At 38.6% G+C, this 23,574-nt stretch carries 24 protein-coding genes and 9 tRNA genes; 28 read left to right on the forward strand and 5 right to left on the reverse strand.

The genetic code is table 11. The features are described from left to right. Positions 1-11 precede the first annotated feature (11 nt). A complete protein-coding gene (locus tag PS1M3_RS05880; protein WP_203986709.1) occupies positions 12-893 on the reverse strand; it encodes a site-specific integrase in 882 nt (293 codons plus the stop codon). Next, the gene (locus PS1M3_RS05885) at positions 886-1,107 is read right to left on the reverse strand and encodes a hypothetical protein (protein WP_182702478.1); all 222 of its coding nucleotides are present in this window, start codon (positions 1,105-1,107) and stop codon (positions 886-888) included. The genes PS1M3_RS05880 and PS1M3_RS05885 overlap by 8 nt, the downstream gene beginning before the upstream one ends. A gap of 676 nt (positions 1,108-1,783) precedes the next feature. Here PS1M3_RS05885 and PS1M3_RS05890 point away from each other — a divergent pair. Next, positions 1,784-3,433: a TIGR04141 family sporadically distributed protein gene (locus PS1M3_RS05890; RefSeq protein WP_203986712.1), complete on the forward strand. Its 1,650-nt coding sequence runs from the start codon at positions 1,784-1,786 to the stop codon at positions 3,431-3,433. Here PS1M3_RS05890 and PS1M3_RS05895 read toward each other — a convergent pair whose 3' ends face one another. Continuing rightward, a complete protein-coding gene (locus PS1M3_RS05895) occupies positions 3,434-3,697 on the reverse strand; it encodes a helix-turn-helix domain-containing protein (protein WP_203986714.1) in 264 nt (87 codons plus the stop codon). It abuts the gene before it with no gap. A gap of 96 nt (positions 3,698-3,793) precedes the next feature. On the opposite strand from PS1M3_RS05895, the gene PS1M3_RS05900 reads away from it, so the two are divergent. The 7 genes from PS1M3_RS05900 (at position 3,794) to PS1M3_RS05930 (ending at position 8,908) form a co-directional block, all read left to right on the forward strand. Further along, positions 3,794-3,991 (forward strand): hypothetical protein, encoded by a 198-nt coding sequence (locus tag PS1M3_RS05900; RefSeq protein ID WP_203986716.1) that lies wholly within the window; start codon positions 3,794-3,796, stop codon positions 3,989-3,991. Positions 3,992-4,081: 90 nt separating this feature from the next. Further along, entirely contained in the window at positions 4,082-4,444 is a 363-nt protein-coding gene (locus tag PS1M3_RS05905; RefSeq protein ID WP_203986718.1) for a hypothetical protein, read from the forward strand. A 204-nt stretch (positions 4,445-4,648) separates the two neighbouring features. Next, on the forward strand, positions 4,649-5,374 hold the full coding sequence (locus tag PS1M3_RS05910) for an NYN domain-containing protein (RefSeq protein ID WP_203986720.1): 726 nt from the start codon (positions 4,649-4,651) through the stop codon (positions 5,372-5,374). 28 nt (positions 5,375-5,402) lie between these two features. After that, entirely contained in the window at positions 5,403-6,173 is a 771-nt protein-coding gene (locus PS1M3_RS05915) for a hypothetical protein (RefSeq protein WP_203986722.1), read from the forward strand. A gap of 2 nt (positions 6,174-6,175) precedes the next feature. Continuing rightward, positions 6,176-6,874 (forward strand): hypothetical protein, encoded by a 699-nt coding sequence (locus PS1M3_RS05920; RefSeq protein WP_203986724.1) that lies wholly within the window; start codon positions 6,176-6,178, stop codon positions 6,872-6,874. Positions 6,875-7,235: 361 nt separating this feature from the next. After that, the gene (locus PS1M3_RS05925) at positions 7,236-7,472 is read left to right on the forward strand and encodes a helix-turn-helix domain-containing protein (RefSeq protein WP_004587264.1); all 237 of its coding nucleotides are present in this window, start codon (positions 7,236-7,238) and stop codon (positions 7,470-7,472) included. A gap of 62 nt (positions 7,473-7,534) precedes the next feature. After that, positions 7,535-8,908 carry a hypothetical protein gene (locus tag PS1M3_RS05930; protein ID WP_203986727.1) on the forward strand — a complete coding sequence of 458 codons (1,374 nt, stop codon included), beginning with the start codon at positions 7,535-7,537 and terminating at the stop codon, positions 8,906-8,908. Positions 8,909-9,158: 250 nt separating this feature from the next. Here PS1M3_RS05930 and PS1M3_RS05935 read toward each other — a convergent pair. Both PS1M3_RS05935 and PS1M3_RS05940 read right to left on the reverse strand, forming a co-directional pair. Beyond that, positions 9,159-9,235, reverse strand: a tRNA-Pro gene (locus PS1M3_RS05935). A gap of 110 nt (positions 9,236-9,345) precedes the next feature. Beyond that, the gene (locus tag PS1M3_RS05940; RefSeq protein WP_138740760.1) at positions 9,346-9,969 is read right to left on the reverse strand and encodes an arylesterase; all 624 of its coding nucleotides are present in this window, start codon (positions 9,967-9,969) and stop codon (positions 9,346-9,348) included. On the opposite strand from PS1M3_RS05940, the gene PS1M3_RS05945 reads away from it, so the two are divergent. The 20 genes from PS1M3_RS05945 to nadA all read left to right on the forward strand — a co-directional run bounded on the left by PS1M3_RS05945 (position 9,970) and on the right by nadA (position 23,553). Continuing rightward, positions 9,970-10,683 (forward strand): ABC transporter ATP-binding protein, encoded by a 714-nt coding sequence (locus PS1M3_RS05945; protein WP_010557244.1) that lies wholly within the window; start codon positions 9,970-9,972, stop codon positions 10,681-10,683. Then, positions 10,673-13,174, forward strand: coding sequence for an ABC transporter permease (locus PS1M3_RS05950; protein ID WP_203986729.1), 2,502 nt, complete (start codon positions 10,673-10,675; stop codon positions 13,172-13,174). Before PS1M3_RS05945 ends, PS1M3_RS05950 begins: the two co-directional genes overlap by 11 nt. A gap of 129 nt (positions 13,175-13,303) precedes the next feature. Further along, the gene (gene ruvC / locus PS1M3_RS05955) at positions 13,304-13,828 is read left to right on the forward strand and encodes a crossover junction endodeoxyribonuclease RuvC (protein ID WP_008131991.1); all 525 of its coding nucleotides are present in this window, start codon (positions 13,304-13,306) and stop codon (positions 13,826-13,828) included. 2 nt (positions 13,829-13,830) lie between these two features. Then, positions 13,831-14,448 (forward strand): Holliday junction branch migration protein RuvA, encoded by a 618-nt coding sequence (gene ruvA / locus PS1M3_RS05960; RefSeq protein ID WP_006794477.1) that lies wholly within the window; start codon positions 13,831-13,833, stop codon positions 14,446-14,448. 7 nt (positions 14,449-14,455) lie between these two features. Next, positions 14,456-15,463, forward strand: a complete 1,008-nt coding sequence (gene ruvB / locus PS1M3_RS05965; RefSeq protein ID WP_039037913.1) for a Holliday junction branch migration DNA helicase RuvB — start codon at positions 14,456-14,458, stop codon at positions 15,461-15,463. Between the two features lie 974 nt (positions 15,464-16,437). After that, positions 16,438-17,142: a protein TolQ gene (tolQ, locus tag PS1M3_RS05970; RefSeq protein WP_006794475.1), complete on the forward strand. Its 705-nt coding sequence runs from the start codon at positions 16,438-16,440 to the stop codon at positions 17,140-17,142. Continuing rightward, a complete protein-coding gene (gene tolR / locus PS1M3_RS05975; protein ID WP_006794474.1) occupies positions 17,129-17,557 on the forward strand; it encodes a protein TolR in 429 nt (142 codons plus the stop codon). The genes tolQ and tolR overlap by 14 nt, the downstream gene beginning before the upstream one ends. Before the next feature lie 4 nt (positions 17,558-17,561). After that, a complete protein-coding gene (gene tolA, locus PS1M3_RS05980; RefSeq protein ID WP_006794473.1) occupies positions 17,562-18,488 on the forward strand; it encodes a cell envelope integrity protein TolA in 927 nt (308 codons plus the stop codon). A gap of 9 nt (positions 18,489-18,497) precedes the next feature. Continuing rightward, entirely contained in the window at positions 18,498-19,856 is a 1,359-nt protein-coding gene (gene tolB / locus PS1M3_RS05985) for a Tol-Pal system beta propeller repeat protein TolB (RefSeq protein WP_010557248.1), read from the forward strand. Between the two features lie 34 nt (positions 19,857-19,890). Further along, complete coding sequence (gene pal / locus PS1M3_RS05990) at positions 19,891-20,433, forward strand: peptidoglycan-associated lipoprotein Pal (RefSeq protein ID WP_008131978.1); 543 nt, start codon at positions 19,891-19,893, stop codon at positions 20,431-20,433. Positions 20,434-20,446: 13 nt separating this feature from the next. Next, complete coding sequence (gene ybgF, locus PS1M3_RS05995) at positions 20,447-21,196, forward strand: tol-pal system protein YbgF (protein WP_008131976.1); 750 nt, start codon at positions 20,447-20,449, stop codon at positions 21,194-21,196. A 171-nt stretch (positions 21,197-21,367) separates the two neighbouring features. Beyond that, positions 21,368-21,443: transfer RNA gene (locus tag PS1M3_RS06000), tRNA-Lys, on the forward strand. Positions 21,444-21,502: 59 nt separating this feature from the next. After that, positions 21,503-21,578 (forward strand) — tRNA-Lys (locus tag PS1M3_RS06005). Positions 21,579-21,626: 48 nt separating this feature from the next. Then, positions 21,627-21,702 (forward strand) — tRNA-Lys (locus PS1M3_RS06010). Between the two features lie 60 nt (positions 21,703-21,762). Then, positions 21,763-21,838: transfer RNA gene (locus PS1M3_RS06015), tRNA-Lys, on the forward strand. 64 nt (positions 21,839-21,902) lie between these two features. Further along, positions 21,903-21,978: transfer RNA gene (locus tag PS1M3_RS06020), tRNA-Lys, on the forward strand. A gap of 59 nt (positions 21,979-22,037) precedes the next feature. Next, a tRNA-Lys gene (locus PS1M3_RS06025) sits at positions 22,038-22,113 on the forward strand. Between the two features lie 40 nt (positions 22,114-22,153). After that, positions 22,154-22,229 (forward strand) — tRNA-Lys (locus tag PS1M3_RS06030). A gap of 79 nt (positions 22,230-22,308) precedes the next feature. After that, positions 22,309-22,384, forward strand: a tRNA-Lys gene (locus tag PS1M3_RS06035). Positions 22,385-22,512: 128 nt separating this feature from the next. Continuing rightward, a complete protein-coding gene (nadA, locus tag PS1M3_RS06040; RefSeq protein WP_058429118.1) occupies positions 22,513-23,553 on the forward strand; it encodes a quinolinate synthase NadA in 1,041 nt (346 codons plus the stop codon). The last annotated feature ends 21 nt before the right edge of the window (positions 23,554-23,574 follow it).

A 23,574-nucleotide genomic window follows, 5' to 3' on the forward strand; every position in this document is an offset into this window, starting at 1 on the left:
TTAAAGTAGCTTCACCTTAAATAAACTTCAGTTATTTCAGGTCTAAAATGCCCCATCTCCTGTGAAACGGTCTCTAAGGCCGTTTTATATTTAAAACCTAGTGCATGAAGCTCAACCATTCTTTCTTGAGCGTAGCTATGCCTGAGGCCATGTGCTCCAGTTGAAAAGAGTAGGGTGCGGTTAGAGGCTTTAGAAAAAGAATCAGACCATTTTTTTCCACTACCAACATCATAATGCTGCAAATAGTTAATCTCTCTATCGGTGACTGTGATAGGTTGCTTGAGCTTTTTAGCTTCTAATTGCTCAACAAGGTAGTTTGGTATTAACACATGCCGTATCAAGCCGCCTTTACCTGCTACAGTGTATAGCTCACCACTTCGGCCTTGCCATTTTGAATCTAAAGCAGGGCGGTTATTTGGTGGTCTTTCACTGGCTTTAGAAAGTGTTAATAGTTCATGGGCTCTTAAACCTGCGGCGTAAGCAAGTTGTGTTGCTAGTTCGTGTTTAAAAGTTTGTCGCTGAGATATGGCGTTAGCTTGTTCAGGTGTGTATGCACGCGAGCGTTTTATTTCTTCTAATAACGACTTTACTCGGTAAAGAGTCTGTTTAGGTTGTAATTTACCATTGAACTGCATCATTGCTTGTATTGCTTGGCGTTCCATATCCAAGGCTTTCTGGCCAACAATCTCAGCCCTGTAATCGAGATACAGGCGTGCTTGTTCTACACTCATAGCTTGAATGCCGTTAATCCCGATATCTTTTGCCCAGCTGGCAACCGTTTTAAGTGACTGCATATAGCTTCTGGCAGTGCCTAAAGACTTTATATGCTTAGTTTTAGTTAATCCTTTAATAACGTTTTTGGCTTGGGTTTCAGCTTTGGCAAATTTAGGCATTTTTATCAATCCACCGTTTTACAGTTGTCCAATGCACTTTCACCCCTCGTTTAGCAAGCCAAAGTTGAAGGTCAGATTTTGTAGTACCATTTTCATAAAACTTCCTAAGCTGGTGCTGGTATTTGTCAAGCTTTGAAGGTTTATGTCGTTTTTTAGTACGTAGCTTTTTTAGCTCATTTAATTGTTCGATTTCTTTATTCAGATCAAAAGTCATGTCTATCTCCAAGGTTGTAAGATTAACTGGCAACTTAGTTACTCAGCGACACTGAAGCCTATTCGCCCCTGTTTTTCGCACATGCGAAAGGCTCGGACCGATCTCGCCTTAATGTATTTCCTCTTTACGTGAAAAACGGCAGCAGAAAGCGCCGACATAACGCCTTAAATGTGGCGTGAGACATGACTATTAAATTGATATGAGTGAGGGTCCTCACTACGTGTTGTCGGCAGCTGAACAGCGCCATTTTTTGTAAATGCCTAATAGGCTATTTCAGTATTAGATTAGCGTTAAAATCGATTCTGTGCAATCTGCAAATAAAAACCTGCATATAAGGTATGAAAAACCAAGCCCCCCGCTATGAAGCGAGCGATTTATCGCTTCGACATAGCGGGGGGCGTAGCCCCTTTTAAAAGAGGAGGTATTTGCTCATGATGCCTCAGTTAAAAAGGGCTTGGTTTTATGTTATTTGCAGAACTATTCACTTTAAAATATGCTGTAGTTAAATATAAGGAAATAATTATGGCTTATAGTTACTGTCAGTGGTTTTAAAATACTGGATAGAGTTATGTGAAAAGCTAAATAAACAAGGCGATAAAAACATGATTTTTGAAATTAATTATTCTTTATATTGCTTGGGTGTTTGAAAACTTTTAAAGGATTGAAGGGATAAACAATGAAAAGGAATGTAATAGCTTTTCTAAGTAAAGAGAATTTATCAATAGAAGAATTACTTGATAGTACAAAGCAATTTAACAAATACACATTAACCCCTGATAATTTGCATGATAACGTTTTGTGCTTAGCATTTCATAAAAATGAGGCAGATTGGTCTTCACTTTTTTCTGCTTTTAATCTTAATAAAAATGAATTTGAACAACGTTCTGTTAAAGGCGTTTATTTTTTAAAAGTAGAAAATAGGTATGTGATTTTTACTTTTGGCTATGGAAGAGCTTTAATTAATAAGTCTTCAATTGAGCGAGGCTTCGGTTTAAAAGTATCAATGAATTTAGGTGATCCAAAACAACTAAAGTCAGTTGATAAATCTGTATTAGAAAGAGTTGCAAGAAATACACGTTCACAAGTTTTAACAAACTCTGGTATACAAGATTTTGATTTTGAGTTTGATCATGAAATTCTGAAATCCATAACTGCTATAGTTAGCGGTGATGATGATTTACTTGAGATGGTTTCGGGTAATGACTCTGTTTCTCTTTATACTGATGTTGAATTTGAAAAGTTTCCTTCGATAGCTCAAAGGTTGATTGATGCTTATTTGAGTGATGAGTATAAAAAATTATATCCATGGGCTGATTTCATTGGACTAGAGACTGACCCAGCTGTGTTGGAGTCTTTGGAAAATATTTTAGTGCAGAAATTTATAGATAACGATATTGAAGGGTTTTGGCTTGCTCCACCACAAGTTATCGACTATGAAGATTTTTCTGGTTTTGCCTATCCTGCTTGTTTCAAACGTAATGGTCATACCGCGCTGCATCCTGAAATGGACTTGAAAGTGTTCTTACAGGAGGCAAAATTTAAAAATATAGAGCAGTTAACTATATCAACATTAAAATCTAAGTATATTTTTTTAATAAATGGGGCTGGAAATACACTCGATAAATTTAGAATGTACGATGCGTTGAATGGCGAATTTAGCTTAGAGGGGCAAAAGTACATTTTAAATGATGGTCGTTGGTATCACATCAAGAAAAGTTTTGCAGAGGAGGTGACAAATTACTTTGATAGCTTACCCCGATGGGATGGTCTTGAAAATAAACATTACAAAGATCTAAGGGAGTGCTGTTATCTCACTCGTATTGCTGATGAAGAAGAGATAGCTGTTTTGGATCAACATTGGGTGAGAAACAAAGAAATTAAACAGAACTATGAATTCTGTGACTTAATGACGCAATGTAATAGGTTAATTCATGTAAAGCATTACGGTGGTAGCAATGTTTTTAGTCATTTATTTGCCCAAGCTACGAATGGGGTTGAAATGCTATTAAATAGCCCTGAGGTGATACCTCAAATACAAGAGCACTTGGAAAATACCTATATTAGTTTTGATTTTGATATAACCGAGCCCAGAAAGCATATTATTGTATTAGCAGTGATTCAACGGAAAGGTGGTGATTTACACCTACCATTTTTTTCCAAAGTTAATCTTAGGCATCATGCTAGAAATATTCAAAACAAGGGGTTTACCGTTGAATTAGCAAAAATTCCAGTGGACCCCATAGGTGTTTTAGATATAAAAAACTCAGGCTCGAAGTGTGAATGTAAACCTAAATCAGCAAAGTGTACAAAGGAATTGACTGATTAATTACTTTTTCAACTTTAATATTGTGCATGCAATGTAATCCTCTTCACAAAACAAAAAGGCGGTAGGTACTTCGAGTACCTTAGCTAATGCTCTGACCATCTGAAAGTCAGGTGTATGCACACCTTTTTCATATTGATTCATTCTCGGTGAAGCCGAAGAGGGGTCAACACCTGCAAGTATACCAAGCTGTTTTTGAGAAAGGCTTTTTCGCAATCTTGCTTCCTTTAGCCTCTTCGGAAAAGGTGAACCATCATTTGTTTTCATTATTTTTATAATCTTCACTTGAAAACTAAGAGTTTCTTAGCTTTAATTGATTATGGATACTAAGGATTTCTTAGTTTTAAATTTGGAGATAAGCTAATGCTACTTAAAGCACTTAAAGTAACCGCGCTTGTTGCGCTTGACGTGTTATTCGAGGACACAGAAAACAAAAAGACTGAACAAGATGAGTTCATTGATGAACATAATGACGGCACAGGTAACGTTAACTTCTTTGGTGATGAGTACACCGAGCAAGAAGCCAAGGATGCGTATGATCGTGGTGAATTCTATTATTGAGCTTTGACATCTCGCCTCTTTAATAGCAATCTGGAGTTGGGTTTTTACATTTAGCATTGGGATGCGCAGCTACATGCTGCGTAGCATTTTATGAATTCTGAAATACAACCATTTTTGCCTGTCCTTTCTATTTTAGGGAGTAGATTGGAAGGTGAGCATAAAAGCCATGAACAGTTTTTAAGTTTATTGGGTGAGTTATCAATATTAAATGAAGCTCAAATTATTAGTGAGCTTTTATCTTTAGACTACGTTTATTATCAATACAAAAATGATCAGAGTGAAATTTGGGATATAACCTTAGAAAGTTTCACTGCATTTAAAAGCCGCTCAGTATCTATATCGTGTAGTCAAGTAAGGGTTAACTCGGTAAAAATTTGCTCAATTTTTGAGTGGATTATGTTGCTGTGTAATTGGGAAGCTAACGTGATTCATCAAACGACTGCAATTAACTGAAGGGATTATAAACTTTTTGAATTTAAAATATTTACTTGTATCTTTTCGTAAATTAAAACCTACTAAAAGCGGCTTTATTAAGCCTAAACTTTAAGAGCTGTTTCCACACCTCCCCATATTATTTTGAATAAGATGGTTAATTACTTTTAAATTATATAAATAATAATTACACTGGCTGAATTAATAAGGAAATATAATTAGTCTATGGAAAATAAAAAGTTAGCCGTGTTAATTGATTCAGATAATACACAACACTCAAAGTTACACTTAATCATCGAGGAGCTTTCAGGCTTTGGACAAATTGTTGTAAAGCGAGCTTATGGTGATTTTTCTAGTGAACATCTTAAGAATTGGAAAACGCCTCTTAATGAAATGGCTATTCAGCCAAGGCAACAGTTTGCTTATACAACAGGTAAAAATTCGACTGATTCAACAATGATTATCGATGCGATGGATTTATTATACGCAGGCAGGTTCGATGCTTTTGCATTAGTGTCAAGTGATAGTGATTTTACAAGTTTAGCAACACGCCTTAGAGAGTCAGAAATACAAGTTATAGGTGTGGGTAAAACAACGACACCAGTATCTTTTAAAAATGCTTGTGACGACTTTATAGCAATTGAGAATTTAGAGCCATCAAATGAAGATGATGAACAAACTCTAACTTTTTCACAGGAACTTGAACGTGAACTATGGCGTTTAATGCATCAAGCATGGCAAAACTATCGAGATGATTCTGGTTGGGCTAAGTTAGGTGAAGTAGGAAAGTATCTAAAGCGAATTAAGTCTGACTTTGATACTCGTAATTATGGCTTGAAAAAACTATCTGACTTCTTTGAAGTTCATTCCAGTCGGTACGAAACAAGAACAACTAAAAATAGTGGTTTAGAAGTACGGCTTATTACTAAATCAAGTGCTGTAAAGAAGTAAGTAAATTGATAAAAATTTTAAAGGACTAATGATGTCAGAAAGCAAGGATACGAAAGAGATTACTCTCTTTCCTACAATTACTTCATTTTTAAAGCCTACTACTGATTATTTAGCTGAAGAACTAAAAGAAGTAGTTAAAGCTAAGGTTGAGAGCAAAAAAAGGCAAAAAGAAGATGATAACTTATTAAGGCATATTAATTCTGTAAACGAGAAAATTAACTCATCAGGCAATGAACAAATTTCTTATGAGCAACTAGGTTTATTTTCAGATTGGGCTGATAGTGTTTCAAAAGTCGATCCAGATAATAAAGAGCTAAGTCAGTTATGGCAAAATTTATTAGTGAACGCTTCAACTGATAATTCATCTGAAATATTAATATCTAAAATAAAGTCTATGTCTCCAGGACAAGCAAAAGCTTTGATAGCTTTTGCTGATAGTTCAATAAAAACTTTAACTGAAGAAGAGCGCTATCATTTAAAAGCTCTGGAGAATAATGAATTAATTCAGCCTAATAATAGCTTTTTATCGTTTGTTAAATTTGCTCTAGGTGGATGTATGTTACTTGTTATTTACCTTATGTTGAAGCTAGTTATTTTAGAAGAATACATAGGTTCTGTAATTACAATGAAGCAAGCTGATTATATGAGAATTGTAATCTCTTTGTTACCTATAGGGTTCGTCTTTGGGATATTTATCTTATCTATAAAATCACTACAAAAAAGTGGTAGGTGGGCAAAGAAAATAAAAAAATTGACGTGGATAGGAAAAAAATTAGCAGTATTGAGTAGAGTTAATTAATAATGGATAAAGAAAATTTGCCATCAGAAGAGTTCAGAACACCAGAAAACATTTTACAGCCAGATGTACGTACAAAAATGATGGGCGTTCAATCTATAGAACAGTTCTATGAAAATATTAAAAGCTATCAGTTAGGCCAACATGTTGATGAAAAAATAAGAGTTCAATTTGATACAATAAAAAATTTATACCTTCATGCGTATTTCGTATATAGATTCTTTCCAATAGTTAGTCATCAACTCTATGTCACTTTAGAACATGCACTGAGAGAGTGTATCGGTGAAAAAAAGCTTGATGATTTCCGTAAATCGAAGAACAAGCAGCTACCAAAAAAAGGACCTAAGTTCTCAAGAGGATTAAAGCTCTGTATGACTTATATTGTTGAAAATGAGCTAATTAAAAATGAGGACTTCAGTGCATGGCAGCGTGGTAAAAAACAACGAGCAGAAGAGGTTTATAGCAGAAAAATTTCTGAAGTTATAGATTCAAAAAATCTAGATTCTTATGAATGGAACGAGGATGAAATTGATTATGAAAATGCTGTATATGAATATGATTACCTTGAAGTAGTACTGGAGTCTACTGCTGGAATCAGAAACTCTTTAGCTCATGGCTCACCGATGTTATCACCAACACCAATAATTGAATTTGACATAACATCTACGATTATAAATAAAGTTTACGAAAGGTTTAAGGGTTAAAATTTATGAACACTAGGTAGCCGTAGCATATATTGCCCTAGGAATAGGTTTCTTTTAGCAAATAAAAATAAACTTTAAAATTTAGGTTTTAGTTATTAATCAAGTCAATTGATAAGAACATCCGTAGAATCATTAAAACGCTCTCAAACTATTGACGAATTCACTCTGAATCATCTATATTCACGTAAGCACATTTGAAAATGTGTTACCTGCGAAGGGAGTCACTTAGGTGACATTAAAAACAGGCGCCTTCAGGCTGCCTTCAATACGTAACGAGGAAAATTATGAAACCACTTTAATGTGGTGATGTCTTGCGCATCCATAACGCCCTTCGCTTTCATTTACGTATTGGAGAGCGAACATGCCATCATCAGAAATCTTATCAATTAAAGAGCTATCAGAGCTTTTACACTTATCTACAGGCACAATTAATAATCGTCTTAGCGCCCAGCGTAAGGCTATTGAGTCTGGAAAAGATGCCAACCTATATCAAGTACAGCGTTTAGCACCACCTTCAATTAAATTGGGACGAGTTCGCTTATTTAAACGCGAAACAGTTGAGCAATGGCTAGCTCGATTTGAAGGAGTGAAGATGTAATAAAGGCGAATGGGGCAGCTTGACCGGCCACACCCCAACCGCACTTTGCATCTTCTAATTATATGCTTGCCTTAAAAGGAAGGCCATCTTATGCGTGGCCAAAATATAGTATTACTGAACCTGTTCATTATTATGATCTGATTGAATTAAAAAATCCTACTTATGTTCGGAGTCTTTTAACTCCTAATCATGTGTCAAATTATAAAATACACTTACTCGGTAATACTAAATCTAAATTTAAAACCACAATTAAACAGTATAAGCGTGACACATATGCCTATGTAGAAGCATTGGGTGTAAAGCGTGAAGCTGTAAATAATTATCATACTCCAAATGAGTTCTTTAGCTGGCCTAGAACACGTAATTTAGCACTTTTAAGAGCTAATTGGCTTGAGATAGATGTAAAGGAGGAGATAGAAAAATTTGATATCCGAGATAGAGTAAAAAAATTAGAAAAGAGAGTGGTTGATGATATTTTTCAACAGCTAGAGGCAAATCAGTTTCCTCCTCCCACAGGTTACGTTTGTTCTGGGTCGGGTGGTGTTCACTTTTATTGGATATATGAACCTATTGCAGCCAAGCCAATTAATGTTGAGCTGTGGCGTTCGATAGCACATAAGCTAAAAGAAAAGCTTCGATCAAATAATATATGGCACGTTGATGAAGGCGCTACAGGTAAAATTGCTGGACATATGCGAATTCCAGGTTCAATGAATCATAAGACAGGCTTGTATGCTAGATTCTTTGACGGGGGAGCTAAATATATCTTCAATGAGCTTGTTGAAGATTTTGGTCTTGCTGCAAAGCTAAATAAGTTGCAAAAAAGATATGCAAGAATCTCATCTCCTATTGAACCCAGCCAGCAAAAGACTTCATGCCCAAATGACAAACCTAAGCCATATCGAAAATACGGACATAACATAAAAGAGTGGTGGCTAAAGTGTGTAAACATCATTAAATCTCACTTTAATAATTTAGGATATGTTCCTTTGGGGAAGCGAGATAAAACTGCATTTATTCTCTTTGTTGCATTCCAGCACATTGATAAAAATTCAGCTTTTGAACGTCTTTTAAAGGTCAATCAGGACTTTATTAATCTACCTACTGAAGAACTAACTAATCTTGTTCAAACAGCCAAAGTTGTTAATTATAACTATAAGAAAGAAACTCTAGCAGAGTATATTGATTCGATTTTGGGTTACGTGCCTGATTATTTAAAACCTAAAGAAAAGATAAGACTTTCAGTAGATGAGGTGCAAAGGAGGCAAAAGCTGTCAGCTAACAGTACGGCTGAAAAAAAGAGAGTGAGAACAAATGAGCTAATTTTATCGACTATATCTGAGCTGACTATACTAAACGAGGTTAAGCCAACTCAAAAGCAGGTTGCAGAAAAAACGGGGCTAGGGCTCAGCACCGTGAAGCGCTATTGGCAGTAACTATCTAGGCGGTTAATTATTGTTCGGTGTCGAAGGTTAAATAAAGCTAATAAAGTTTAGTGGAAGGTGTCATTAGGTGTCTTCCTATATATCTCCCCCCATAAATACCAATATTATGCATAGAATAGTAAAATAATAATTAGGGAAATTGGTGCGATAAATGTGCGATAAATATTTAGAAAAGCTAATTTTATAGTGCGATAAAGAGGATGCTTTAATTTATAACTGATTGAAGTTAAGAGAAATTAAATGGTCGGTATGGAGAGATTCGAACTCTCGACCCCTGCCACCCCATGACAGTGCGCTACCAGGCTGCGCTACATACCGACTTTGAGTGCAATAGTACGTGTATTTTTTTAAAAATCAATAAGCGATTGTTTGTTTGGGTGTTTATTAGGCAAGTGAGCTAAAAAGCCCACTTAAGCTAGGTTATTTTTTTAGTCTTTATTTAACCAAGTTTTGATCGAGTCGTACATCTCATCACGTATCAACGGCTGTGCTTTTTTGTTAGGGTGTAATCCATCGTTTTGCATTAGCTCTGGTTTATCAGCGATATTGAGCATAAAAAAGTTTAATAAGTGCGTATTAGTTTTTTCGCTAATTTGGCTAAAGCTATCAGTAAACATTTTGCTGTAGCGAGGGCCGTAGTTAGGTGGAATGTAAATTTCCATTAGCGCGGTCATTGCATTAGCTGCTTGGCTTTTTTGTATCAGCGCGGTCAAATTAGCTTGCATTTTTTTTACCGGAAATCCGCGAAGACCGTCATTTGCACCAAGCTCTATAAGCACGTGTGTTGGTTGGTATTGGGTAAGTAATGCATCTAAACGGCGTAGTGCGCCGCCAGACGTTTCGCCACTAATGCTGGCGTTTACAAGTGCAATGTCGGCTTGCTCGTCATTGTACTTATCTTGTAACAATTTTACCCAGCCTTGCTCTTGTTGTAGGCCATAGGCTGCGCTTAAACTGTCACCAAGTATTAAAATCGTGTTGTCGGCTGCTGCACTCAGCGGTTTGATAACTAAAAATAAAATGAATACTAAACGAAGGATTGAATGAGTCATATGTCAGCGCTTTCTCAATTAAATATAATTCAAGTTAATGGTTTGTCTAAAATAGTAACTACCTTTGAAGGTGAGTTGCCCATCCTCAGCGACATCAGCTTTAATGTCAAGCACGGTGAGTCTGTTGCTATTGTTGGCACGTCGGGATCAGGTAAGTCTACTTTGTTGAGTTTATTAGCGGGCTTGGATACAGCGACTAATGGCGAAATATTTTTAGACGGTGAGCCGCTTCATGATTTAGACGAAGAAGCACGTGCAGCACTTCGTGCCGCTAAAATTGGTTTTGTATTTCAGTCTTTCATGTTGGTGCAAAGCTTAACCGCTCTTGAGAACGTAATGTTGCCTGCAGAATTAGCGGGAAAAAGTGATGCTAAGGAGCAGGCACTTGCTTTGCTTGAAAAAGTAGGCCTAAGCCACCGAACAGATCATTACCCATCTCAGCTTTCGGGTGGTGAGCAACAGCGTGTTGCTATTGCCCGCGCTTTTATTGGCACACCCAAAATTTTATTTGCCGATGAGCCTTCAGCTAACTTAGACAGTAAGAACGGCAAAATGATTGAGTCGCTGCTGTTCGACTTAAATTCTCAACATGGTACAACGCTAATTTTGGTGACGCACGATGAAGGACTCGCTCAAAAATGTGAGCATATTATTCAGATAGAAGCGGGCTTACTTGTAAAAAGTGAAGCAGAGGACGTTGCAAATGTGGGCTAAATTAGCGCTTAAATTATTTGCGCGAGAATTTCGAAGAGGTGAGCTAACGGTAACTAGTGCAGCTATTGCTTTAGCGGTATTAACTGTACTTACCTTGTCTATGGTGACAGATCGAATAGCACAAAGCATTGCACAAAAAAGCAGTGCGTTTATTGCTGCCGACCGAGTATTGGCAAGCAGCCATGCCATTGACACCGCATTTATTGAACGAGCTAAAAGTCAAAACTTACAAACTGCGCAAATGGTGTACTTCGACACCATGTTGTTTGCTAATGATGAAATGCAATTTAGCTCGGTGAAAGCAGCGTCAGACGCATACCCGTTAAAAGGGCAGCTAAAAGTAAAAAACACATTACTGGGTGAAACGGTTATTGCAAACGGCGGCCCAAACCCAGGTAATGTATGGCTCAGTGAGTCTGTTTTTTACCCGCTAAACATTGATATTGGCTCGCAAGTTGAGCTAGGTGCTGCGTTATTTAATGTTGAAAAAGTGATTGTTGAGGAGCCTGATGCGCCATTTAATGTATTTTCAAGTAGCCGTCGTGTATTAATAAATATTGCAGATGTGTCAAAAACAGAGGTTGTTCAGCCTGGGAGCCGTGTTTTTTATCGTCAGCTCTATGCCGGTAGTGAAGACGACATAAACAGCTTTTATGACTGGTTAAAGCCACAAATGAAAGAAAACCAACAATGGTACGGTGTTAAAGATCGTCAATCACCAATTTCAAACAGTTTAAACCGAGCAGAGAGTTTTTTATTGTTAGCGGGTTTACTAGGTATTATTTTGGCTGCAGTAGCGATTGCTGTATCAGCCAAACGATACTGCGAGCGCCAATATGACCCTGTTGCGATGATGAAAACATTGGGCGGCAGTCGCTCAATGATCCGTAAAATTTACATGCTTCACTTATTGCTTGTATGTGCAATGGCTGTGAGTATAGGTTTATTGATTGGTTACGGCTTGCAAGAAATAGCCACCGGATACCTTTCAAAAAGTATGGGAAGCGAATTGCCCATGGGTGGATTTAAGCCTTGGCTTGTAGCAATTAGTACGGGTGTAATTTGCGCCGTTATGTTTTCTATTAAACCGTTATTTGATTTGTTCGATATTCCGCCGCTTAGGGTACTGCGTCGTAATTTAGGTGACAAACTAGCGGTGAGCCGCGTGCACTTGGGTATGAGTGCATTGACCGTGTTTTTGTTAATGTGGTTATTTAGTAACAATATAAAAATAACGCTAATATTATTTATAACCACACTAACTTTAATTGGCGTGTTGTTTTTAATATCTAAACTTATATTTGGCGGTGGCCGAAAACTGGGTTTAAAACCAGGTAATAGTTGGTCATTGGCTATTGCGTCGATTCAAAAGCGTGCCAATGTAAATGCAGTTCAACTTATTAGTTTTTCGCTTGCCATTAAACTGCTTCTGTTTTTAGTTGTGCTTAAAAATGACATGATTGCTGATTGGCAGTCGCAATTACCAAGCGATGCGCCCAATGCATTTTTAGTTAATATTACGCAAAACGACCTTGAACCAATCAATAACTACCTTGCTGAGAAAGACATTTTAGTGTCTGACTTCTACCCAACGATTCGAGGGCGTGTTAACGCGGTAAATGGTGAGTTGGTTGCACGGGAAGTTTCTCTTCAAGACAATGAGAAAAAAGACGAAGAAGCGCGTTCTGGTATTGGCCGTGAGCTAAACTTAACGTGGCTTAAAGATGTACCGGCTCAAAACGAGATAATTCAAGGCGAATGGTTTGGTGAAAACGCAGTGGCCGAGGCATCAGTTGAAGAGTCGATGTTAGAGCGCCTTGATGTTGAAATTGGCGACACACTTACCTTTTTAATTGGCGCGCAGTCGTTCGATGCTAAAATTACCAGCGTTCGTACAGTTAACTGGGCAACGCTCAAACCCAACTTCTTTATTATACTCAGCCCAGATGTACTTAAAGACTTTCCGGCGACTTATATTTCGTCGGTTAGGATAGAACCTGAGCAAAAGCGTGACTTTAGCCAACTGTTGCGCACCTATCCAACCATTACTGCAATCGATGTAGACAACTTTGTAAAGCAAATACAAACCACAATATCGCAAGTCTCACTTGCCATTGGTTTTGTACTTGCCATTGTTGTTTTGTGCGGTGCATTAGTACTCATTTCGCAAGTGCAAGCGAGCTTAGGTGAACGCATGCAAGAAATTGTAATTCTTAGAACATTAGGTGCTAAAAGCCGTTTAATTAAAAATGCGACCTTGTACGAGTTTTTATTATTGGGTGGGTTAGCCGGTTTAGTTGCTGCATTTTTTAGCGACTTAGCGCTTTTGATTGTGCAGCAACAAATGTTTGAACTTACGGGCAAGCTTCATCCACATATATGGATTATAGGCCCGCTTGCTGGTGGTTTATTTGTAGCCGGGTTGGGTTATTTAATGATTGCCCGTACCCTTAAACAAAACACCCAAGGGTTAGTTCGCGCTTTAGGGTAAACTAACTATTATTGCGTTTAAAATGCTCGCTATTTAAGCGAGCATTTTTGTTTTTGCTTGGTACTGGTATTTTATACAGTGCTCTGGCATTATTAGCTTAATTTACAATAAAAACAACGAGAATGTGATTTGGCCATTATTTTAGGGATCGACCCAGGATCGCGTTTGACTGGTTACGGTGTAGTTGCTCACCAAGGTGCTAAATTTACTTATTTAGGCAGTGGTTGTATAAAATTAGCCGATCATCCCTTTCCGGTACGCCTTAAAATGATTTACCAGGGCATCACTCAACTTGTTGAGCAGTTTTCGCCGGAAACGTTTGCTATAGAAAAAGTATTTATGGCTCATAATCCCGATTCTGCATTAAAACTTGGCCAAGCGCGTGGTGCTGCCATTGTGGGTGCTGCAATGGCTGATTTGCCAGTGTTTGAGTATTCGGCAAGGCAAATTAAACAAGCTGTAGTAGGCAACGGTGGTGCAGACAAAAGCCAAGTCCAGCATATGGTAAAAAATATTCTAAAATTACCAGGTACGCCTCAAGCCGATGCAGCAGATGCATTAGCAATAGCAATTTGTCATGCTCATTCAGAACAAAATTTAATTAAACTAGCGGGCAGCGCAAGCAAAACCGTTAGAGGACGCTTAAGGAAATAACAATGATAGGCCGCTTAAATGGTATTTTAGTTGAAAAACAACCCCCCGAAATTTTACTTGAAGTAAGCGGCGTGGGTTATGAAGTACAAATGCCAATGACCTGTTTTTACGACTTACCAAAAGTGGGTGAAAACACGATTGTTTATACTCATTTTGTAGTGCGTGAAGATGCGCAGTTACTGTTTGGTTTTAATAATAAAACAGAGCGCGCATTATTTAGAGAGCTTTTAAAAGCTAATGGGGTAGGGCCAAAACTCGGGCTTGCTATTTTATCGGGAATGTCGGCGCAACAGTTTGTTAGCTGTGTAAATAATGAAGATGCTACATCGCTGGTTAAATTACCGGGTGTGGGTAAAAAAACAGCTGAACGTTTAGTGCTTGAGATGAAAGACCGTCTAAAAGATTGGGGTAATGATTTATTTACACCATTTAGCGATAGCGCAGTGATAGAGCCTCACAGCGATGCATTAGTGGCTAATAATGCAGCGGATGATGCAGTTTCTGCACTTGTTGCATTAGGGTATAAATTGCCACAGGCACAAAAAGCAGTAAAATCGGTGAGTAAACCGGATATGTCTACTGAGGTTCTTATAAAAGAATCTTTAAAATCGATGTTGTGAGTAACCCATGATTGAAGCGGATCGCTTAATTGACGCGACTGAAAAAACAAATGAAGACTCGATTGACCGAGCAATTAGGCCAAAACTGTTGGCTGATTACCGAGGTCAACCGCATGTTAAGCAGCAAATGGAAATATTTATTGAAGCTGCACGCAGCCGCGATGAAGCGCTTGATCATTTATTAATATTTGGTCCGCCAGGTTTAGGAAAAACCACGCTGGCGAATATTGTAGCAAACGAATTAAACGTAAATATTAAAACCACCTCAGGACCTGTACTTGAAAAAGCAGGCGATTTAGCGGCACTTCTTACAAACCTTGAAGAAGGTGATGTACTGTTTATCGACGAGATCCACAGGTTAAGCCCACAGGTTGAAGAAATACTTTACCCTGCAATGGAAGACTATCAGCTTGACATAATGATAGGCGAAGGCCCTGCTGCACGTTCTATCAAACTGGATTTGCCGCCATTTACGTTAATAGGCGCTACAACGCGTGCAGGTTCACTCACATCGCCACTACGTGACCGTTTTGGCATAGTGCAGCGTTTGGAATTTTATTCAGTAGAGGATTTATCGCATATAGTGGGCCGCTCAGCTCATTATCTTGATTTAGAAATGTGTGACGATGGGGCTAGTGAAATAGCTAAACGGTCACGGGGTACGCCGCGTATTGCTAATCGTTTATTGCGCCGTGTGCGAGATTATACTCAGGTTAAATCTGACGGCACTGTAAATGCAGACGTTGCCCAGCAAGCACTCGACATGATTGATGTAGATAAAAGCGGTTTTGATTATATGGATCGTAAATACTTACTAGCCATCATTGAGAAATTTATGGGTGGTCCCGTAGGGCTCGATAATTTAGCCGCTGCCATTGGTGAAGAGCGTGAAACAATAGAAGATGTTATTGAACCGTTTTTAATTCAACAAGGGTTTATTCAGCGCACACCGCGCGGACGTATTGTGTCTGACAATGCGTACCATCATTTTGGCTTGTTACCTAAAAAAGACTAATTTTAAACACCTTTCCTAAACCCTTGCTAAAAATAACCGTTAGCAAGGGCACCTCCGTTTATAACGTATTTTATCTACTAAAAGTCATTTGCTTTACCATTAACTAGCCTGAATTCTGGTTAACCAACAATTCACAGGGCGTTAAGGCGTATGTCGCTATTGTGCCTTTCATAAAATTCAACTTAGTCAGTGCTGACTATGGCTGGCTAGGTTTAGTTCTAAATTTCTGCCTCAATAAACAATATTAAATGAATCCGTATATTTTGGTGTAGGCCAAATTTCAGATAAAAAAAAGCCCGCAAATAATGCGGGCTAACAACAAGTTAAAGGAAGTAATCTGGGGGAACCATGTTTTACACTGTTAGGTTTTATCCAAATAGAGTAAAACAATGTAATAAGACTTAAAATCATATTACTAAGAACAGGACATAATGAAACAGTTTCATTTAATGCGCTAGCTCGGTATGGAAGAATAATACGGAATATCTAAAAATTGTTCAAACTAGAAAATTTGTTTTTTCAGATTAAAAAAACTAATGCATTTAGTTTTTTTGTAGTTTGTAAATTGTTCGTTAAATAACCATATATTTTATAAGTTAATGAAAAATAGTACTTAAGTATATTTTTGTATAATTGTTCGGTATTAGTTTTAGTATTCTGGTAGGTAACGTTAACGTGGTTTTGCGTGTTTATGCATTAATTTTGAATAAATGGCGTGTTTTATGATGTTTATTTATATAATTACGCAGCTGAACCTGAGTTTTTATTTTATTTGAATAAAAATTTATATAACCAGGCGTAAAAAATAAACAACATAGCCGATTTTTAACGTTTTTTGTTGGCTATTCATAGCAATATCGTTGTTAGTTTGAAATGGACTCGATACACTAGTTGCAACTAAATGACCTTAGTTGCGGTCATAATTGCACAAATCATTACAATTGACGTATTTTGATACTATTTAGGAGTTTAATGTGGGATCAGGGCTTAATTTTTTGGATCTAATTTTAGAAGCCAGTTTGCTTGTACAATTAGTAATGTTAGGGCTAGTTGCCATGTCGGTTATGTCGTGGGCTATTATTTTTCAACGTAAAAAAGCAATCTCTGATGCGCTTTCGAATGCTAAAAAGTTTGAGCAAAAGTTTTGGTCAGGCATTGATTTAAGTAAGCTTTATAACGAAATTTCATCTCGCAGTGCTCAGTCTCATGGTATTGAGGCGTTATTTACGGCAGGCTTTAAAGAATTTGCGCGACATAAAAAAAATACATTTCAAGGCGCAAGCATAGTCATGGAAGGTACGCATCGTTCAATGCGTGTAGCACTGTCACGTGAAATCGAAAAAATTGAAAAAAGTCTATCGTTCTTAGCAACGGTTGGTTCTATAAGTCCTTACATCGGTTTATTTGGCACTGTGTGGGGTATTATGAATGCCTTTATTGCATTGGGTGAAGTAAAACAAGCCACATTACAAATGGTTGCTCCGGGCATAGCAGAGGCATTAATTGCTACGGCAATGGGCTTATTTGCTGCAATTCCGGCTGTAATTGCTTATAACCGTTTTTCAAACAGTGTTGAAAAGCTTGAATCTCACTACATCAACTTTATGGAAGAGTTTGCTAATATTTTACACCGTCAAGCAGCTACACAAATAGAGGCACAAGCGAATGTATCATCGTAAAAAGCGCCGCCCAGTAGCAGAAATTAATGTAGTACCTTATATCGATGTAATGTTGGTGCTGCTTATTATTTTCATGGCGACTGCACCACTAATTACTCACGGTGTAAAAGTAGATTTACCAAAAATGGAAGAATCTGATTTAGTTGATACAAAAGATACACCACCAATCATTGCGTCTATTGATGCTGAGGGTAAATATTACGTCAGTGTAGGTACTGATCCAGAGGAACCAATGGAAGCACTCGATGTAGCCGCTGTGATTAAATTGCAGTTAATGAAAAATCCAGATGTACCTGTAATGATTAAAGGTTCTGGTAAAGTTTCTTATCAAGAAGTGTTATTGCTAATGGATTTTTTGAAAAACGCAGGTGTGCCGTCAGTGGGATTGATGACCGAATCCTTTGAGGGGAATTAACTGGATGAGTAGTGCATTAGTAAAATCGGTGGTATTGCATTTAGGTTTGGGCGGATTGTTGTACGCGTCAGCTAACATTCATGCACCAACCCCTAAAGTAATGGAAGTGACGTTAAACACGGCTATACCTGAACCCGACAATGCTGTTTCTGCGGTAACGGTTGACCAAAAAATGGTTGAGCAAAAAATTGCTGAGCTACAAAAAAAAGAAAAAGATAAAAAGCGTGCTGAAGATAAGCGGATACGTGATTTAGAACGCAGGGCTGCAGATGCTCGCAAACAACGTGAATCTGAGGCTCGAAACATTAAAAAACTTGAGCGTGAACGCAAAGCCAAAGAGAAAGAAAAAGCGCAAGCTGAAGCTCAAGCAAAAAAGGCGCGTGAGATAGAGCAAAAAGAGCGTGCCAAAGCTAAGCAAGCAGAAAAGCAAAAACAAGAGGCTGAAAAGGCAGCAAAAGCCGCGGCAGATAAACGTAAGCTTGAAGAAGAAGCGCTAAAAAAAGCAGAAGCTGAACGTATTAAGCGTGAGCAAGAAGCTAAAGAGCGTGCAGCCGAAGCTGAACGTAAGCGTCAACAAGCATTACAAGAACAAATATTACAAGAACAACTTGCTAAAGAGCAGGCTGCACGTAGTAAAATACGCCAGCAACAAGTTGCGAGTGAAGTTGACAAATACCGTGCTTTGATTATGGCGCGCATCCAACAAAACTTGTTAATTGATGAAAAAATGAAAAACCAACAATGTCGAGTGAATATCCGTCTTGGCTTTAATGGTTTAGTTACGCAAGTTAAGTCTTTAGGTGGTGATAAGCTAGTGTGTGAGGCCGCGCTCAGAGCGGTTCGTATGGCCGACACATTACCTGTGTCTAAAGACAGAGACGTGTTTGACCAGCTAAAAAATATTAACTTAACAATCAAGCCAGAATTTTAAAGGAATGATATGTTCAATAAACTAAGAGTAGCCTGTGTAGTATTGCTACTAGGGTTTCAAGGCATTGCAAATGCTGCACTTGAAATTGTAATCACCGAAGGTGTTGATGGCGCAAGGCCTATTGCTATTGTGCCATTTAAATACACCGGAATAGGTCCGATCCCACAAAAACTAAGTGATGTGATTGCAGCTGATTTAGTCCGAAGTGGTAAGTTTAAGCCGGTTGATGTTGCGCAAATGCCACAACAACCAAGCGAGGACCAAGCAATTGATTATGCCTCATGGGTTAATCAAGGGGTTGAGGCCGTTTTAGTTGGTCAAGTTGAACAGCAAACCGATGGCCGATACTTAGTCCGTTATGAATTAGTGGATGTAATTCGTGGTCAAATCACGGGTGGTAACACCCAAATGATGTCTAATGGGCAATTAGTAAAAAGCCAAGACCACATTTTAGAAGCCAGAGAAAGCGTTATTTCAGAAAGTGGCTTTCGCCGCTATTCACACCGCATTAGTGATGTGATTTATGAAAAACTAACAGGCGAAAAAGGTGCATTTTTAACTAAAATTGCCTATGTGATTGTGCGTGACGAAGACGATAAGCCGTATCAACTCGTTGTTGCCGATTACGATGGATTCAACGAACAAGTACTTTTGCGCTCTAAAGAGCCGTTAATGTCACCCGCGTGGTCACCAGATGGTACCAAGCTTGCTTATGTAACGTTTGAAAATCGTCAAAGCCAAATATATATCCAAGACTTATATACAGGTAAGCGAGAAGTGGTAGCCAGCTATCGTGGGATTAATGGTGCGCCGCAGTTTTCACCTGATGGTAAAGAGCTTCTATTAGTCCTTTCAAAAGATAAAACAGGCGCAACAGAAATTTATTTACTAAACCTGGCAACGCGTAAAGAAACACGCCTAACAAACCACCGTAGCATAGATACTGAACCATCTTGGTACCCAAATGGTCAAGATATAGTGTTTACCTCGGAAAGGGGTGGTAATGCTCAGATTTATAAGTTAAATTTAAAAACTGGCAGATCAAAGCGCCTAACGTTTGATGGCGATATGAATCTTGCAGGGTCAGTTACGCCTGACAGTAAAGAATTAGTGATGGTTAATCGTACGAACGGTAAGTACCATCTTGCTAAAAAAGAGCTAGCTTCTGGCGCGTTTCAAGTATTAACGCGAACTCGCTTAGATGAATCACCGAGTATAGCGCCAAACGGCTCGATGATAATATACAGCACGCTCCATAATAACAAACAGGTACTGGCGTTAGTATCGATGGACGGCCGCTTCAAAGCACGATTACCTGTGCTAGACGGACAAGTAAAGGCACCAGCTTGGTCGCCATATTTACAGTAATGTTACTGGTTTACTCAAAATAGGAATCTACTCAATGCAACTTAATAAAATACTTAAAGGCCTGCTAATTGCTGTGCCAGTAATGACATTAGCAGCTTGTAGCTCGTCTTCAGATATCGATGAAGGTGCTGCAAACCAATCTAATCAACCTGCTGTTGAGCAAACAACTAGCAACGATACAGTTGAAGTAGCAACAATTTCGCCTGAAGAACGTGCTGAAGAACAACTTCGTCAAAAATACGAAGCACTTCGTCAAGAGCAAGTAATCTACTTTGATTTTGATAAAGCGACAATTGAAAGCAAATATGCTGATTTACTTCGCGCACATGCTGACTTTTTAGTAAAAAATCCATCGGTTAAAGTATTAATTGAAGGCCATGCAGATGAGCGTGGCACGCCAGAGTACAATATTGCACTAGGTGAAAACCGTGGTCAGTCAGTTGAAAAATACCTGCTAAGCTTAGGTGTATCAGCTAGCCAAATGTCAGTAGTGAGCTACGGTGAAGAAAAACCAATGGTTAAGTCTCGCACTGAATCAGCTTTCGCTAAAAACCGCCGTGCGGTATTAGTTTACTAAGATAAGAGATATTATGAAGCCGAAAATTATTTTGGCAGCAATGATATTGAGCGGGAGCACCCAGTTATGGGCTGCTCCCGCTCCTGTTTCAGAAGCTGCGAGTTCACAGTCAAGTATTGAGAAGCGCTTAGCGTCGTTAGAAAGTATGATGCAATCGCGTAATTTCTTGCAAGCCGAGTTACAACAGCAACTTAATTTACTTCAAGATGAAGTAAGTCAAATTCGTGGTGTGACGGAAGAGCAAAGCTATAAACTAGAAAAAGTACTTCAGCGTCAGCGTGAGCTTTATCAAGAGATTGAAAACCGTGTTAGTCAGGCGTATTCACAGCCTGCAGCAGTGCCTGCAACCGACTATGCACAACCTAATGACTCACAAGCATATAGCAGTGATTTATCTGAGAATGAGGCTTACGAGCGTGCTGTTGCACTTATAATGAAAGATAAACGCTACGACCAGGCTATTCCAGAGTTTCAAACGTTCTTAAAAACATATCCAGAATCTGTGTATGCGTCAAACGCACACTATTGGTTAGGTCAATTATTAACAATTAAAAACGATGGAGTTAAAGCGGTTGATCACTTTAGAGTGGTTGTAAACGAATATCCAAATTCAAATAAACGCCCAGACGCCATGTTAAAATTAGGCACGCTTTTAAAAGAGCAAGGACTGACAGACGAATCGTTAAAAATACTTAACGAACTTGTTACGCAGTACCCAAGTACAACGGCTGCAAAATTAGCCACAGATCGCCTGTCTAATTAATTGAATCAGCTTGATTAGACTGCTTTTTGTCATAAGCGGTCTAAAATTGGTCAACTAGGCATAAAAACTTAAAAAAAGAGACAATTTCGGTTGCACTCATTTTATAAATAAGTATTATAAGCGCCCGCAGCAAACGAATGGTTACCCCACTCAAAATGTTGCAAAAAGAGCGGGTCATTAGCTCAGTTGGTAGAGCAGTTGACTTTTAATCAATTGGTCGATGGTTCGAATCCATCATGACCCACCATTTTAAAATGGTCTTTTATCGGCGGATTTACGTAGTATTCAAGGTTGTAAAATTAGAGCGGGTCATTAGCTCAGTTGGTAGAGCAGTTGACTTTTAATCAATTGGTCGATGGTTCGAATCCATCATGACCCACCATTTTTATAATGGTCTACAACAACTTTAATACAGCAGTTATACCAGAGCGGGTCATTAGCTCAGTTGGTAGAGCAGTTGACTTTTAATCAATTGGTCGATGGTTCGAATCCATCATGACCCACCACTTTTAAAGTGTCTGGATCGGCGGATTTACGCATTTATATTATTGAATAAGTTTATGAGCGGGTCATTAGCTCAGTTGGTAGAGCAGTTGACTTTTAATCAATTGGTCGATGGTTCGAATCCATCATGACCCACCACTTATTTTTAAGTGGTTATTTACTAAAGCATTAATTGCAATCAATAATCTAAAAATTATAGAATGGGTCATTAGCTCAGTTGGTAGAGCAGTTGACTTTTAATCAATTGGTCGATGGTTCGAATCCATCATGACCCACCATTCTATAAAACTCTAATCGGCGGATTCACGCAAGTAAGCTTTTAAGTTTATATTTGAGCGGGTCATTAGCTCAGTTGGTAGAGCAGTTGACTTTTAATCAATTGGTCGATGGTTCGAATCCATCATGACCCACCATTTTCATGGAAATATATATTTATTAGTTAACACCAAGAGCGGGTCATTAGCTCAGTTGGTAGAGCAGTTGACTTTTAATCAATTGGTCGATGGTTCGAATCCATCATGACCCACCATTTTTGCTTTGTAAGTAAAAACTGGAACATCGGCGGATCTACGCAAACACTATCTTTTTAGTACGTACAATATTAGAGCGGGTCATTAGCTCAGTTGGTAGAGCAGTTGACTTTTAATCAATTGGTCGATGGTTCGAATCCATCATGACCCACCATCTGCTACATTCTTTTTAAAATGCCATTCTTTTTTTTATAAACAAGCTTAAGCAGTTTGCTGTTATTTATGTTTTTATTCTCGTATAATTCGCCGTAATTTATACACTGTAAATAAGTGGTCGAGAACATGAGTTTAGCGCAAACTATTATGCCTGAAGGCTATATTTTCCCTCCAAAGCCAGCACCGTTAACAAACGACGAGCAAGGCGAATACAAAGCACGTATTAAGCAATTACTTAAAGATAAAAACGCGGTACTCGTAGCGCATTATTATACTGATCCTGAAATCCAAGCCCTTGCCGAAGAAACTGGCGGTTGCGTTGCCGACTCTTTAGAAATGGCGCGCTTTGGTGCAAGACACGACGCTGATATGATCATCGTTGCAGGCGTTCGTTTTATGGGTGAAACTGCTAAAATTTTAACGCCAAACAAAACGGTTGTTATGCCAACACTTGAAGCAACATGCTCGCTAGACATCGGTTGTCCGATTGATGAGTTCTCAGCATTTTGCGATCAGCACCCTGATCGTAAAGTGGTGGTGTATGCAAACACCTCTACAGCGGTTAAAGCCCGTGCAGATTGGATTGTAACCTCATCGTGCGCGCTTGAAATTGTTGAGCACTTAGACGAGCAAGGCGAAAAAATTATTTGGGGCCCAGACAAACACCTAGGCAGCTACATTCAAAAAAATACCGGCGCTGATATGATCATGTGGAATGGCGCATGTATTGTTCACGACGAGTTTAAAACTAAAGCATTGAAAGAGTTTAAGGCACTGCACCCAGATGCTGGCGTTTTAGTTCACCCAGAGTCACCTGCAGAAATAGTTGCACTTGCTGACGCCGTTGGATCTACAAGCCAGCTGATTAAAGCAGCGCAAACAATGCCTAATAAAAAGTTTATTGTTGCGACTGATCGCGGTATTTTTTATAAAATGCAGCAGCTATGCCCAGAGAAAGAGTTCTTTGCCGCCCCTACGGCTGGTGAAGGCGCTTCTTGTAAAAGTTGTGCACATTGCCCGTGGATGGCAATGAATGGCTTAAAAGCGATTGAGGAGGCTTTAATAGACCCTCAAGGTAAAGAGGTATTTGTAGATATGGACTTGCGTGAAGGTGCACTTAAGTCACTAAACCGCATGCTAGACTTTACGGCGAGTATGGCTAAATAGTTTTTAGCAAATGTAAAGTAA

Origin of the sequence: Pseudoalteromonas sp. PS1M3, from assembly GCF_016865405.1 — a bacterium.
Lineage (GTDB): Bacteria > Pseudomonadota > Gammaproteobacteria > Enterobacterales > Alteromonadaceae > Pseudoalteromonas > Pseudoalteromonas marina.

Bases quoted from the DNA above. Each gene is read 5' to 3' on its own strand.
- PS1M3_RS05885 (WP_182702478.1), bottom strand. From the start codon at position 1,107: ATGACTTTTGATCTGAATAAAGAAATCGAACAATTAAATGAGCTAAAA.
- PS1M3_RS05880 (WP_203986709.1), bottom strand. From the start codon at position 893: ATGCCTAAATTTGCCAAAGCTGAAACCCAAGCCAAAAACGTTATTAAA.
- PS1M3_RS05900 (WP_203986716.1), top strand. From the start codon at position 3,794: ATGCTACTTAAAGCACTTAAAGTAACCGCGCTTGTTGCGCTTGACGTG.
- tolA (WP_006794473.1), top strand. From the start codon at position 17,562: ATGAGTAGTGCATTAGTAAAATCGGTGGTATTGCATTTAGGTTTGGGC.
- PS1M3_RS05920 (WP_203986724.1), top strand. From the start codon at position 6,176: ATGGATAAAGAAAATTTGCCATCAGAAGAGTTCAGAACACCAGAAAAC.
- PS1M3_RS05945 (WP_010557244.1), top strand. From the start codon at position 9,970: ATGTCAGCGCTTTCTCAATTAAATATAATTCAAGTTAATGGTTTGTCT.
- PS1M3_RS05925 (WP_004587264.1), top strand. From the start codon at position 7,236: ATGCCATCATCAGAAATCTTATCAATTAAAGAGCTATCAGAGCTTTTA.
- ruvB (WP_039037913.1), top strand. From the start codon at position 14,456: ATGATTGAAGCGGATCGCTTAATTGACGCGACTGAAAAAACAAATGAA.
- ybgF (WP_008131976.1), top strand. From the start codon at position 20,447: ATGAAGCCGAAAATTATTTTGGCAGCAATGATATTGAGCGGGAGCACC.
- tolR (WP_006794474.1), top strand. From the start codon at position 17,129: ATGTATCATCGTAAAAAGCGCCGCCCAGTAGCAGAAATTAATGTAGTA.
- PS1M3_RS05915 (WP_203986722.1), top strand. From the start codon at position 5,403: ATGATGTCAGAAAGCAAGGATACGAAAGAGATTACTCTCTTTCCTACA.
- PS1M3_RS05895 (WP_203986714.1), bottom strand. From the start codon at position 3,697: ATGAAAACAAATGATGGTTCACCTTTTCCGAAGAGGCTAAAGGAAGCA.
- nadA (WP_058429118.1), top strand. From the start codon at position 22,513: ATGAGTTTAGCGCAAACTATTATGCCTGAAGGCTATATTTTCCCTCCA.
- ruvA (WP_006794477.1), top strand. From the start codon at position 13,831: ATGATAGGCCGCTTAAATGGTATTTTAGTTGAAAAACAACCCCCCGAA.
- pal (WP_008131978.1), top strand. From the start codon at position 19,891: ATGCAACTTAATAAAATACTTAAAGGCCTGCTAATTGCTGTGCCAGTA.
- PS1M3_RS05905 (WP_203986718.1), top strand. From the start codon at position 4,082: ATGAATTCTGAAATACAACCATTTTTGCCTGTCCTTTCTATTTTAGGG.
- tolB (WP_010557248.1), top strand. From the start codon at position 18,498: ATGTTCAATAAACTAAGAGTAGCCTGTGTAGTATTGCTACTAGGGTTT.
- PS1M3_RS05950 (WP_203986729.1), top strand. From the start codon at position 10,673: ATGTGGGCTAAATTAGCGCTTAAATTATTTGCGCGAGAATTTCGAAGA.
- PS1M3_RS05890 (WP_203986712.1), top strand. From the start codon at position 1,784: ATGAAAAGGAATGTAATAGCTTTTCTAAGTAAAGAGAATTTATCAATA.
- PS1M3_RS05930 (WP_203986727.1), top strand. From the start codon at position 7,535: ATGCTTGCCTTAAAAGGAAGGCCATCTTATGCGTGGCCAAAATATAGT.
- PS1M3_RS05910 (WP_203986720.1), top strand. From the start codon at position 4,649: ATGGAAAATAAAAAGTTAGCCGTGTTAATTGATTCAGATAATACACAA.
- PS1M3_RS05940 (WP_138740760.1), bottom strand. From the start codon at position 9,969: ATGACTCATTCAATCCTTCGTTTAGTATTCATTTTATTTTTAGTTATC.